Source organism: Aquimarina ulvae, assembly GCF_053613295.3.
In genome coordinates, this window is record NZ_JBSIBP030000015.1 from 13,614 (window position 1) to 25,798 (window position 12,185).

Sequence of the window (12,185 nt, forward strand, 5' to 3'; positions counted from 1 at the left end):
TTTTTCAGAATGTTAAACTGTCATGGAAAACAACTGGGTTTCTGGTTCTGTACGTTGTAATCTTGCATCAAAAGCCATACAAATATTACGCACGAAGGGACGTCCTTTTTTAGTAACTTTTATATGATTTTTAGTGATCATTAATAAACCATCTTTTTCCATTTCATTCAAACGAGTTGTTATATTGGCTACCTCATCAAAATAAAGCTGATTTGCACTCCAATCGGTTTCGAAATGGCACATGAGATTTAATATATGTAGTCGTATGACTTCGTCTTCTTTTGTTAACATATGACCTCTGTATACAGGAATAATTCCTTGATTCACTAAATTCTGATATTCTTCGATACCTTTTACATTTTGCGCAAAACCATACCAGCTATCACTTATAGAAGATACTCCCAGACCAATCATCATATTCGTTTTAGAAGCTGAATATCCCATAAAATTGCGATGTAGACTTTCGTTTTGCATAGATTGGTATAATGAATCGCTCGGTAATGCAAAATGATCCATCCCGATTTCTTTATACCCCACTTTAGATAATAGTTCTTTACCTATTTCATATTGTCTTCTCTTTTGTGCTCCAGTAGGAAGATCAGATTCATTAAATCCTCTTTGTCCATTGCCTTTTTGCCAGGGAACGTGTGCATAACTATAAAATGCCAGTCGATCTGGTAAAAGTTCTTTGGTCTTTTGGATTGTATGTATAACTGCTTCTTCGGTCTGAAAAGGCAAACCAAAAATGATGTCATGACCAATAGAGGTATAACCAATTTCTCTGGCCACATCTGTAACGTATTGTACATTCTCGAATGGTTGAACGCGATGAATTGCTTTTTGAACAGTTTTATTATAATCCTGTACTCCAAAACTTACTCTTCTGAAACCTACATCATACAGTGCTTGCAAATGTTCTCGGGTTGTATTGTTAGGATGTCCTTCAAAACTAAATTCATATCCTTCAGCCGATTTAGCACAAGTGAACAAACCTTTGATGAGGTACTCTAAATTTTTTGGAGAAAAGAAGGTCGGTGTTCCTCCGCCTAAATGTAACTCCTTGATTTTTGGTTTGGTTTCAAATAGATTTGTGTATAATTGCCATTCTTTTAAAAGAGAATTGATATAAGGTATTTCTAAGTTATGTCGTTTGGTAATTCGTTTATTACAGCCACAAAAAGTGCACATGCTTTCACAAAAAGGTAAATGAATGTAAAGACTGATTCCTTCTGAATCATTACTTTGTGTAAAAGATCGTTGAACCGATTGTTTCCAGCTTTTTAATGAAAATGAATCATTGTCCCAATATGGAACTGTTGGATAACTAGTATATCTGGGCCCCGGCACGTTATATTTGTCTACTAAATTAGTATTCATTACTTTATGTTTTTATAGGATTTTTATTCGTGTAGTACCAAAAAGGGGATACTTATATGATAACTTATTTTTTCCACGGTTGGGTGAAATAGGATTCTCTGAAAAAAATTGAGGTTTTTTGCAACCATAGTGATTATATCAATGTTTCTACTTTCTACAAAACATTGTACCGCTTGCTCAAGATTAGTATTGGATACAAAGTGAAAACTGTGCTCTGCAATTTCTCGCAGATAATAGCTCAGGAAATCTTTATGTTGTCTTTGTAGATCGGTAAGCTCTTGTTCTTTTTTGGCAATGTGAAGTACTCTTAATTCAGCCTGATGTAGGGTAAGTACTTCTGCAATTGTATCCAACACCTTATTTTTATAAAAGATATTATAATCTGTCGGAAATGCGATCTCATTAATTTTGCCGTATGTCGCTTTTTCCGGAATTACAAGAACAGGGCATTTTACTTTGGTAATCACATCTCCGGTATGACTCCCTATTGTTTTTTCTTTTAATCCTGAAGCTCCTTTGGTACCCATTACGATAAAGTCAATACTTTTTTCTTCGACCTGTTTTCTAATGGTATCCACAAAAAAGATATGCTCACTGATGGTAAAAAAATGATGTTTAGTGTTTAAAGATAATTGTTGAATTCTTTTAAGGAGTAATTGCATTTGCTCCTTATCACTGCGAGCAACCTTTTCGACAACTTGATCTTTGGATTCAAAAAAAGAATCACTTCCTATCACTTCACGATAAGGAGAGACATGCAAAAAATGGAAATTACACTTTACTTTTTTAAAAAATTGCAAGGCATATGTGGTTGCATTCCACGAGTTTTCTGAGAAATCTGTCGGAATAAGGATATTCTTCATTTTTAATACTTTCTAACACGACAAATGTATTAGGATGTATTTATGAAAAATATGACATAAATCAGTTTAGAAATTTATTCTATCAATTGAAGTCCCTGAAGATTTAAAATTTTAATATTTCGTCCCTCAATTTCTATAAGCCCGTCTTTCCTAAAACTAGATAATGTTCTGATTAAACTTTCTGTTGCAATACCTGCAACACTGGCCAGATCATTTCTGGATATTTTTATACTATCTTCTGGTTTTTTGTTTAATATCTGAGTAAATTGTAAGATCGTTTGAGCGGTTTTTTTACGGACAGAACTATATGCCATTTGTAATAACTGTTCCTTTATTTCAGAAAGATTATCATTTAGTAATTCCATGAGTTCTAAAGAAATATTCTTACTTTTTTCTAAGATGTTTTTCAGATCTGTTTTTGACACGCCAGCTAGTTCAGTATCCTCTACGGCAGTAGCAGATTCTTGATAGGGTGTGTTATCTATAAATGAGGTAAAGCCTAAAAAATCATCCTCTTTAAACAGGGCAGTAATAAGTTCTTTACCATTTTCATCCATTTTATGCGTTTTTACCACACCTTTTAGGATTAGATAGATTTTATTAGAATGGTCACCATCCCTAAAAATAGGTTCTCCTTTTTTATGTTGGGAGATATCGCCGTGATCGTCAAAAAAATTTTTGAGTTCGTGTAAACTTCTCAGACCATCTTCTTTCTCTTCTTTTGGAATAGGAGTTTGTTCGTGTAATATTTTAGAAATTATCTGAGCCTTGGCTAAACGACTTTCGATAGCACTTAATAATTCATCTTCATCAAAAGGTTTGGTTAAATAATCATCTGCACCCAGATCCATTCCTTTTCGAATTTCTTTATGTTCTGTTTTAGCAGATAAAAAAATAAAAGGTATTTGATTCGTTTTAGTGTCGTGGGATAAGGCTTCCAGAACCCCATATCCATCAACTTCTGGCATCATAATATCACATACAATAATATCTGGTTGTTCTTCTTTTGCTCTAATAACACCTATTTTACCATTAGGTGAGGTGATCACTTTATAATCTGATAATTCCAGGAGTTCTGCCGTGTTCTCTCTTAGAGCAGTATCATCCTCTATTAATAGAATAGTCTTCATTGTGGTTTAGGATTGTTGTGTCACTGGTATTTGTACGGTAAATGTCGAACCTTTATTTTCTTTACTGATAAAAGTAATACTACCTCCCAGATTTTCCAAATGACTTTTTACAATATTCAATCCGATTCCAGTACCTTGATCTAATAAAGCATTCTCTGCTCTAAAATATCGTTTGAAAATGAATTCCTGTTCTTTTTCAGGAATCCCAATTCCTTGATCAATGATATGAAACGTAAGTAGATCGTTCTCAAGCACTACTTGTAGATCAATTTCGGTATCCTCTCCAGAATATTTGATGGCATTACGTATGAGATTGGTTAATACCAGTTCTAATATTTTTTCGTCAAATTCAATGATATACTCATCAACGTCTTGAGGGTATTTTATTCGTTGACCATCTTTTAGCAACATATTTGCATCGTACACAACCTCATTAATTACCTTACTCAAAGGAAACGTAGCGAACTTATATTTTACTTTGCCACTTTCCAGACGTTCTACAGATAAGAAATCATTCAGGATATTATCAAGATATTTTACTTTACTTTTGATAGTGGTCAGGTGTTTGTCTCTTTTTTCTTGTTGTTCTGCTGTGGTATATTTTCCGATAAGTACAGTGGATGTAAGGATTCCGCTTAGCGGTGTTTTAAATTCATGAGACACTAATGATAGAAACTTGGTTTTTAGTTCATTTAGTTGTCGTTCTTTTTTTAAGGCTTTTTGGGTAATGGCTTCAGCTTCTTTACGTAATTTTATTTCTTCCTGAAGTTCTTTGATAGTGTGATACAATTCTTGCGTCCGCTTTTCTATTTTCTGCTCGAGTTCAAAATTTAATTCCTGAATCTGTTCTTCTTGCTTTTTACGGAGCGTAATATCACTAACTAAAGCCATTACATAGGAACTACCGTAGATCTCAAAAGGATTGAGACCTACTTCTACGGGAAATTTAGAGCCGTCTTTCCGGATACCAAAAAGGTCTCTGCCAATTCCCATAGTCCTTTTTCCACTATCTGCAATAAATTTTTTCACATAATCCGCGTGTTTAGTGTGATGTTTTTGGGGAATCAGAATGGTCAATTCTTTATCTACTAATTCGTGTTCTTCATATCCAAAAATGTCATTTGCCGACCCATTGGTGGCAACGATTGTTTGCTGTTCATTGACGACAATAATTCCTTCTGAAATAGCTTCAGAAAGTATCTTGAAAATATTATTGTTTTTTTCGAAAACTTTCATTTGTCAAAAATACTCAATTTGAGTCTTTGTAAGAACTGACTTTTATCATAAAAAAAAGGAAGACTACCTACTAAATTTATAGTATAAACTAAAAATTTTTAAAAGAATGGACACGATAGAAAATATTGGAATTACATTTTACCAAAGCTTGGGAAAACTATTTTATACCATAGCAGCCACGGATAAAATAGTTCGTACATCAAAATACATTTCGTTAAAACATCTTGTGAAATCAGAGTGGTTAGCGGTTGATGATCTCGAGGATGAGTTCGGTACTGATACTGCTTTCCGGATAGAAATTATTTTTAATTGGTTAGACTATAAAGAGCTAAAAGCAGCTAATTGTTTTAAAGATTTTGAGTATTTTTATAAAGAAAACAGATCACGATTTACAGATACTATAAAACAACTGATCCGGAATATGGCTAATACTATTGCCAACGCCTTTTCAGGGAAGAATAAATCTGAGTTAATGATGTTGGGAAGACTTCAATAAATTTTTGAAGAATAAGAACTAATTTTCGATTTAGATATGGAGTTTGTTGATTACTATAAAACATTGGGTGTTTCAAAGAACGCTACAGTGAGTGATATAAAAAAAGCGTATAGAAAGCTGGCTAGGAAGTATCATCCTGATTTAAATCCAAATGACAAAGAGGCAGAGAAAAAGTTCAAAGCGATTAATGAAGCCAACGAGGTGTTGAGTAATGCCGAAAATCGTAAGAGGTATGATCAATATGGTAAAGATTGGAAACACGCAGAGGAGTTTGAGAAAGCCAAGCAGTCACAACAGCATAATTCAGGATCAAGAGGTCAGCAATATCAAGGCAATTTTTCTGAAAGTGATTTTTCTGATTTTTTTGAATCTATGTTTGGTGGACCAGGTGGGAGTTATAGAAGAAGTCAGGTAAAATTTAGAGGAGAAGATTATAATACCGAGTTACACCTAGATGTGATGGAGGTTTACAAAACGCATAAAAGAACACTTACCATAAATCAAAAGAATATTAGGATAACCATACCGGCAGCTGTAGAAAACGGTCAAACTATAAAAATAAGGGAACACGGAGGTCCGGGAATTGGAGGAGGACCTAATGGTGATTTATACATAACTTTCATTATTGAAAATACAACACCTTTTAGGCGTGATAAAGGAGATTTATATCTGAATAAAGATATAGACCTGTATACAGCAGTTTTGGGAGGAGAAATAACGATCGATACACTGGATGGTAGAGTAAAACTTAATGTAAAGCCTGAAACAGACAATGGAGCGAAAGTCAAACTAAAAGGTAAGGGCTTTCCGATATATAAGAAAGAAGGTCAGTATGGGGATCTATATGTTACTTATAACATTAAACTACCAAAAAACTTATCTCCAAAACAAAAAGAACTGTTTAGAGAACTATCCAAACTATAAATGCGAGTTGTTATGTCCAAAGAAAACCTGATACCCGTTATAGAATTTTGTAAAAATCACAAAATAGAATTTTCATTTCTGCATACCTTACAAGAATTTGAGTTGATAGAAATAATAACATTAGAACAAACATTATTTATCAACCCTGAAGAATTACCAAAATTAGAACGGATTTTACTTTTTCATAAAGAATTAGAGATTAATCTGGAAGGAGTAGAGGTAATTATACGATTGCTTGAAAAAATGCATAATGTTCAAAATGAAATGAATAGGCTCAAAAACAGGTTGAATATTTATGAGGATTTGTAGGGGCTCTAAGCGATAACTGACTTTTATCATATTTTAAAAATCATAGTGTCTTTAATTTTATCTCGAATTTTAAAAACTCGATTTACTATGACCTTATATGCTAAAATAAATGCCGATTTTTCTGAAAACTATATAGGATATTCTGCTTTGGCGATCATTGCCTCAACTTGTTTGGGTTCTATAGCCATCATGACCACTTTATTTGATGGTAATGGACTCTTACAAATGCTTCTGGTATTCGCAACCGTAGCAGTATGTAACGCTCACAATGCGGCTATTCTAACAGTACAGAAACCTAAGTTGGTATTAGATCTTTTGATAGTGAGCTTACTAGTAAATAGTTTAATAATTATTGGTAACGGATTGTTTTAAAATTTTGCATACTGATTATTTACGAAGGCAGGTTTTTTAATAAAATCCTGTCTTTTTAATTATCAATTAGCTGATGGATATCATAGTTTTTTAATATTCTCAAACTTACATTTATTTAAAATAAAAAATACCATATGAGGACCCTAATCATTAGTGTTGCCGTTGTAAGTTTGATGGCGTGTAATAATGAAATTCAAGTCAAGGAAAGCCCAGAAAACAATACTACAAAGAATGGACAACGTCTTGATCACAATACAGAAAGTACTCAATATTTTTCAGAGGAAACTCTGGAACTGAATCAGGAAAAAACAAAATCTATAAAAGTAGAACGCTTGATTACAAGAGAAGATGACAATAAGAAACTACAAGAACTGGTTATTACAAAAAAGCTGTACAAGGAAGAAGATTTATATATTTTGGATTATAATTATCCTTATCTCAATGAAGAAATCGATACTAATAACATAAAATTCAATAATTTTTTTGCAGAAAATTATCTAAATATCGAAGCTACAGAAAATGAGATCCTGGATGATAAAGTAATATTCTGTGATTCTACGGGGGTTGGTAGGTGTATGGACAAACGAATTATCGATTATAAAATATATACTGTAAAAAATGATCTTATTAGTGTATTGCTTTATAAAGAAAATTACTATTCAGGAATGAAGCATACTACTTATATGTTTGAATGTCTAAATTTTGACCTCGACAATCATGAATTCATATATTACGACGATTTTTTTATTGATAATTCTGAAAAAGAATTACTAACAATTATCAATGATACTATATCTGATGGTATTAACTCTGGCGAACTCTACTATGAATGCTGGGAACTATCAGATGGAGATTTTAAAGTGTATAAGAATAACTTTGTAGTAAATAACGATAGAATAGAATTCTATTTTGATGATTGTATCATTTGTCCCTCATATACAGGAACATATTCTATAGAAATTCCGATGAATAAAATAATGCATTTGATTAAAATTTACAATAACAAACCATTTATAGGATAAATATGTTTGCTAGAGTTTTGGAAAAGAGTTATTTGCTTTTTTGGATCGTCTATATTGTTATGATCCTGATAGCATTCATATTACCTTTTTTTTCAGATCCGGGATATCTGATCTTAGAAAATACACTGGGTGAATTAGGAGCACAGAAAACGCCAAATAACTGGATAATGAATATCGTATTCATAATGCTTAGTACAATTACTTTCATCTTTGGTTTTAGGCAATTAAAAGATTACCATCTTCAGATGTTGGTATTGTTGATTTTCTGTATTTCATTATTTTTAACGGCAGTGTTTTTACACGCACCTATTGATAGAAGGCTGGTTTATGATCCGTTTCAAAATGAAATGCATGCTGTTTTTTCAACAATAGCTGGTGTTTCATTTTGTTCTTACTGCTTAGTAGTTAGTTTTGTTACTCGATGGAAAAATCAAAAATTAATTGCGATAGGTGTCGGAGTGATTGCTTTGTTTTTATCTTATTTAATGTTTATGCATTCTGATTGTAGAGGGTTGTATCAACGAGGAATATTTATCATCGCTTTTGGTTGGATGTTATATTCATTTAAAAACTATGAGTATGTTTTTACAAAAAAAGAGTATTTTAAGCTACTAAACAGAAATTAAAAATAAAACAAGCCATAAAAATCAGATGGATACCCATAGATATGATTAAATGGCGATTCCACGTGACCGTTAAAAAACAATAAATCATAAACAGATGAAAGACAGCTTTAGTAATATTATAGATTCTAAAATACCAGTGCTCGTTGATTTTCACGCAGATTGGTGTGGCCCGTGCAAAGTATTAGCACCAATCCTGAAAGAAGTGAAAGATGAATTAGGAGCTATGATAAAAATTGTAAAAATTGACGTAGATAAAAATCAACCATTAGCTGCTAAATATCAGGTAAAAGGAGTGCCAACAATGCTCTTGTTCAAAGACGGGAAACAGCTCTGGCGACAATCAGGAGTTCTACAAAAAAATGATATTGTGGGAGTTGTAAATTCTTTTGACTAACAATGGAGCTTCATACCTATATTGATCACACTTTGCTTAAAGCAACCGCAACGGTAACAGATATAACCAAGTTATGCGACGAAGCTAAACAATATAATTTTTATTCGGTTTGTGTACACGGAGCTTATGTAGGTTTGGCTTGCAGTGAGCTTAGGAGATCTGAAGTAAAAATTGCTGCAGTAGTCGGGTTTCCTTTAGGAGCAATGACTACCAAGGCCAAAGTATTTGAAGCTAAACAGTGTATTGATGATGGAGCAAACGAAATCGATATGGTCCTGAATATAGGACTGCTAAAAACTGGATATTACGATATTGTTCGAGATGAGATTGCCAAGATTAAAAAATCTATTGATGATCATATATTAAAAGTAATTTTTGAGAACTGTTACCTAACAAGTGAAGAAAAGAAAATAGCTTGTCAGTTATCCATTGAAGCCGGAGCTGACTTTATTAAAACATCTACCGGTTTTGGTACAGGAGGCGCTACTTTTAAAGATGTTAAGTTAATGAAGGATATTGCGCAGGATAAGATACAAATAAAAGCCTCTGGTGGAATTAAAGATGTTGAGGCCGCCAAAAAGTATATTAATATGGGGGTCTCCCGACTCGGAACTTCTTCTGGAGTTTCTCTGGTAACTTCCTAATGATAGCATATGAGTACACATATCGCAGCTAAGTAAGGTGAGGTAGCAGAAACCGTTTTATTACCGGGTGATCCTTTGCGGGCGAAATGGATTGCAGAAACATTTTTGGAGGATCCGATATGCTATAATAAAGTGCGAGGCATGTTCGGATATACTGGAACTTATAGAGACAAAAGAGTTTCTGTACAAGGAACAGGAATGGGTATACCGTCTTCGTTAATCTATTGTCACGAATTGATCAATGATTTTGATGTACAAAACCTAATCAGGGTCGGTTCTTCAGAGTCTTATCAAAAAGATATCAAACTTAAGGATATCGTCATTGCGATGGCGGCATCTTCTACCTCTGGAATTAATAATTCCAGGTTTGTCAATGCAGATTATTCTCCAACTGCAAATTTTGAACTGTTTATGAAGGCTGCTTTATATGCCAGAGAATATAATATACTAACAAAGGCTGGAAATGTTTTATCTGCTGATGAATTTTATGAAGATGATTTTGATTCCTATAAAAAATGGACAGAATTTGGAATCCTTTGTGTCGAAATGGAAGCCGCCGGTTTATAACAATTGCAGCAAAATTTAATGAAAAAGCATTGGCTATTCTTACTATTTCAGACTCCTTGGTGACTGGCGAAAGAACCTCCCCTGAAGAACGAGAAACAACATTTAGTAAAATGATATAAATAGCTCTAGGAACTTTATAAAATGAAACTTAGTTTATAATAAAAGACCTGTCTGGTTTTCAAAATCAGACAGGTCTTTTATTCATATGAAACCTTTATAAAAAAAACAAGTCGTCTGAAAAAAAACATTCTCAGACGACTTCATATAAACTCAACTTTGTGATATATTAAATCTTGAATGTAATAACTGGTTTGTTAGCGTGGTTGGCAATATCCTCTCCTATACTTCCATTAAAGAAGTGGGATAACCCTCGTCTGCCGTGAGTTGGTATGGCGATAACATCTGCATTTATTTTTTGAGAATAGTTAAAAACACCACTCTCTACAGAATAGTCATTTTGTATGACTACTTTACTAAAGTTCTCTAAATTTCCAGAATCTGCTTTTAAAAGAAACTCCTGTACGCGCTCTTCAATCTGATGAGAATTCCTGAATTGATCACCTGGTAGATTGATATACAGAAGATGAAAAGTTGTGTTTAAAACATCAAATAATCGTTTGGCACTATGATATGCAGGAATGTTTTCCATCTTAAAATCACAGGCAAATACTACTTCTTTTATGTCGAATTTGTCAATCTGATTTTTAATTACCAAAACAGGAATATCAGAAGTACGTACCACTTTTTCGGTATTGGAGCCAACAAATACTTCGCTCAACCCACTACTTCCGTGGGAACCCATTACAATAAGATCTATTTGATGCTCACTAGCAACTTCATTTATTTCACTAAATACCTTATAATTTTTTACAGTTTCTGTGACTTTGACACCTTTTAGGTACTCTTTGTCTAAGAAAGTGGTAAATCTTTTTTCTGCCAATTTTAAATAATAGATAGCTTCTGCAGCTTCCTGAGTTTCATCTTTAGTAAGAATGGCTTCAGATAAACCAAGCATATGTAATACGATGATTTCTGATTGTTGTTTTCTTGCGATATCAGCTGCAACTTGTAGTGCATACTCTGAATGTTCAGAAAAGTCAGTAGGGACAAGGATTTTTTTCATTTTTTCATTTTTTAACAAAGTCAAAATTAGAGGATGTTCAAAGAAATTAATATGATAATTATCATATTAATGTTTGCGAAAGGCTTTTAAACATATCAAAATATAAATTTGCGGCGATGTTTGAGATTAAAGACAGAATAGCAACTAATTTCTAGTTATGGTATAACGATTTGATTTCTAATAGCATAGATTACTATAGCTGTCTTGTTTTTTGGGTTTAATTTTTCGAATACAGCATCTCGATAACCTTCTATTATTTTTGGACTGATACACATATCACTGGCAATTTTTTTATAGGTTTTATTGGTACAAGTCTGTTTTACAAATTCAATTTCCCGTTCTTTGAGTATCCTGCTGTTTTCTTTTTTAGCATAGCATGAATGTAATAATAGGTTAGTGACATCTTTAGTGTGGTAGAACCCTGTTTCCTGTATTTCGATAAGTGCTTTTTCTAATATCTTCTTTTCTGTGTCTTTCGGTAGGTAACCTTTTACACTACCTGTAATACACTTAGAATCTTTTTTGTGTTCCTTTCAGTACAAAGGGCTCGAACTTTAACTTTTGGATATTCTTTTTTGAGTTTTAAGGTTGTCTCAATTCCATTCGTTTTATGTAAATTAATATCCGTAAGTACAATCTCAGAAATGTTCTTTTTATCTTGAAATTTTGCGATAAGCTCTTCTCTGCTTCTACATAAATACAATACCTTAAATTTAGAAAATCCATTAATTAATTCTGCTAAAGCCTAAAAAAGGAACGTGTGATTTTAAACAATACAAACAAAATATTTAATTTTGATTTATTTGTTAATAATATGGAGGATGTTACTTGCTAAGGTAGTATACATAAACAATTTATATTTATAACATAATGTGTTAAGATAGATTTGTTTAGAATTTAGGGATAGGGATTGAATCACTTCTTAAGTTAAAAATTTTTTCAAATCATTCGAGTTTTTTTGTGAAAAAGCAAAGTACAAAACATGTATTTTTTGAGTGTTGACTTTTGTTATTTAAGGGAATATTCAATTGTTTTTTTTAACTTTCAGAATGCATTTTCTTCTCATCAATCAATGGGGATTGGTTAAAAGGGAAATAATAAA

General features: G+C 32.7%; 14 protein-coding genes and 1 pseudogene. 9 read left to right on the plus strand and 6 right to left on the minus strand.

The features are described 5' to 3' along the window. Positions 1–12 precede the first annotated feature (12 nt). The 4 genes from hemN to ACWGOQ_RS21670 form a co-directional block, all read right to left on the minus strand. Complete coding sequence (hemN, locus tag ACWGOQ_RS21655; protein ID WP_452059898.1) at positions 13–1,377, minus strand: oxygen-independent coproporphyrinogen III oxidase; 1,365 nt, start codon at positions 1,375–1,377, stop codon at positions 13–15. Positions 1,378–1,400: 23 nt separating this feature from the next. Then, entirely contained in the window at positions 1,401–2,240 is an 840-nt protein-coding gene (locus ACWGOQ_RS21660) for a universal stress protein (RefSeq protein WP_452059897.1), read from the minus strand. A gap of 74 nt (positions 2,241–2,314) precedes the next feature. After that, complete coding sequence (locus ACWGOQ_RS21665) at positions 2,315–3,370, minus strand: response regulator (protein ID WP_452059896.1); 1,056 nt, start codon at positions 3,368–3,370, stop codon at positions 2,315–2,317. Between the two features lie 6 nt (positions 3,371–3,376). Then, positions 3,377–4,606, minus strand: coding sequence for a PAS domain-containing sensor histidine kinase (locus ACWGOQ_RS21670; protein WP_452059895.1), 1,230 nt, complete (start codon positions 4,604–4,606; stop codon positions 3,377–3,379). A 106-nt stretch (positions 4,607–4,712) separates the two neighbouring features. On the opposite strand from ACWGOQ_RS21670, the gene ACWGOQ_RS21675 reads away from it, so the two are divergent. The 9 genes and pseudogenes from ACWGOQ_RS21675 (at position 4,713) to deoD (ending at position 10,079) form a co-directional block, all read left to right on the plus strand. Then, positions 4,713–5,102, plus strand: coding sequence for a hypothetical protein (locus ACWGOQ_RS21675; RefSeq protein ID WP_452059894.1), 390 nt, complete (start codon positions 4,713–4,715; stop codon positions 5,100–5,102). A 36-nt stretch (positions 5,103–5,138) separates the two neighbouring features. Continuing rightward, complete coding sequence (locus tag ACWGOQ_RS21680) at positions 5,139–6,026, plus strand: DnaJ C-terminal domain-containing protein (protein ID WP_452059893.1); 888 nt, start codon at positions 5,139–5,141, stop codon at positions 6,024–6,026. A gap of 12 nt (positions 6,027–6,038) precedes the next feature. Further along, on the plus strand, positions 6,039–6,335 hold the full coding sequence (locus tag ACWGOQ_RS21685; RefSeq protein ID WP_452059892.1) for a chaperone modulator CbpM: 297 nt from the start codon (positions 6,039–6,041) through the stop codon (positions 6,333–6,335). 87 nt (positions 6,336–6,422) lie between these two features. Beyond that, positions 6,423–6,707 (plus strand): hypothetical protein, encoded by a 285-nt coding sequence (locus ACWGOQ_RS21690; RefSeq protein WP_452059891.1) that lies wholly within the window; start codon positions 6,423–6,425, stop codon positions 6,705–6,707. Between the two features lie 134 nt (positions 6,708–6,841). Continuing rightward, positions 6,842–7,729, plus strand: a complete 888-nt coding sequence (locus ACWGOQ_RS21695; RefSeq protein ID WP_452059890.1) for an RsiV family protein — start codon at positions 6,842–6,844, stop codon at positions 7,727–7,729. Between the two features lie 59 nt (positions 7,730–7,788). Then, complete coding sequence (locus ACWGOQ_RS21700; RefSeq protein WP_452059889.1) at positions 7,789–8,355, plus strand: DUF998 domain-containing protein; 567 nt, start codon at positions 7,789–7,791, stop codon at positions 8,353–8,355. A gap of 94 nt (positions 8,356–8,449) precedes the next feature. Continuing rightward, a complete protein-coding gene (gene trxA, locus ACWGOQ_RS21705) occupies positions 8,450–8,749 on the plus strand; it encodes a thioredoxin (RefSeq protein ID WP_452059888.1) in 300 nt (99 codons plus the stop codon). Positions 8,750–8,751: 2 nt separating this feature from the next. After that, complete coding sequence (deoC, locus tag ACWGOQ_RS21710; RefSeq protein WP_452059887.1) at positions 8,752–9,393, plus strand: deoxyribose-phosphate aldolase; 642 nt, start codon at positions 8,752–8,754, stop codon at positions 9,391–9,393. Positions 9,394–9,402: 9 nt separating this feature from the next. Further along, a pseudogene (gene deoD, locus ACWGOQ_RS21715) lies at positions 9,403–10,079 on the plus strand (purine-nucleoside phosphorylase). Between the two features lie 167 nt (positions 10,080–10,246). Here the strand turns inward: deoD and ACWGOQ_RS21720 are convergent. Then, the gene (locus ACWGOQ_RS21720) at positions 10,247–11,083 is read right to left on the minus strand and encodes a universal stress protein (protein WP_452059886.1); all 837 of its coding nucleotides are present in this window, start codon (positions 11,081–11,083) and stop codon (positions 10,247–10,249) included. A gap of 155 nt (positions 11,084–11,238) precedes the next feature. After that, positions 11,239–11,589, minus strand: a complete 351-nt coding sequence (locus tag ACWGOQ_RS21725; RefSeq protein ID WP_458202869.1) for a response regulator transcription factor — start codon at positions 11,587–11,589, stop codon at positions 11,239–11,241. Positions 11,590–12,185: the final 596 nt, after the last annotated feature.

Excerpts from the sequence above, each read along its gene's own strand:
- ACWGOQ_RS21690 (WP_452059891.1), top strand. The coding sequence starts at position 6,423 with ATGACCTTATATGCTAAAATAAATGCCGATTTTTCTGAAAACTATATA.
- ACWGOQ_RS21670 (WP_452059895.1), bottom strand. The coding sequence starts at position 4,606 with ATGAAAGTTTTCGAAAAAAACAATAATATTTTCAAGATACTTTCTGAA.
- hemN (WP_452059898.1), bottom strand. The coding sequence starts at position 1,377 with ATGAATACTAATTTAGTAGACAAATATAACGTGCCGGGGCCCAGATAT.
- ACWGOQ_RS21695 (WP_452059890.1), top strand. The coding sequence starts at position 6,842 with ATGAGGACCCTAATCATTAGTGTTGCCGTTGTAAGTTTGATGGCGTGT.
- trxA (WP_452059888.1), top strand. The coding sequence starts at position 8,450 with ATGAAAGACAGCTTTAGTAATATTATAGATTCTAAAATACCAGTGCTC.
- ACWGOQ_RS21720 (WP_452059886.1), bottom strand. The coding sequence starts at position 11,083 with ATGAAAAAAATCCTTGTCCCTACTGACTTTTCTGAACATTCAGAGTAT.
- ACWGOQ_RS21700 (WP_452059889.1), top strand. The coding sequence starts at position 7,789 with ATGATCCTGATAGCATTCATATTACCTTTTTTTTCAGATCCGGGATAT.
- ACWGOQ_RS21685 (WP_452059892.1), top strand. The coding sequence starts at position 6,039 with ATGTCCAAAGAAAACCTGATACCCGTTATAGAATTTTGTAAAAATCAC.
- ACWGOQ_RS21680 (WP_452059893.1), top strand. The coding sequence starts at position 5,139 with ATGGAGTTTGTTGATTACTATAAAACATTGGGTGTTTCAAAGAACGCT.
- ACWGOQ_RS21675 (WP_452059894.1), top strand. The coding sequence starts at position 4,713 with ATGGACACGATAGAAAATATTGGAATTACATTTTACCAAAGCTTGGGA.
- ACWGOQ_RS21660 (WP_452059897.1), bottom strand. The coding sequence starts at position 2,240 with ATGAAGAATATCCTTATTCCGACAGATTTCTCAGAAAACTCGTGGAAT.
- ACWGOQ_RS21665 (WP_452059896.1), bottom strand. The coding sequence starts at position 3,370 with ATGAAGACTATTCTATTAATAGAGGATGATACTGCTCTAAGAGAGAAC.
- deoC (WP_452059887.1), top strand. The coding sequence starts at position 8,752 with ATGGAGCTTCATACCTATATTGATCACACTTTGCTTAAAGCAACCGCA.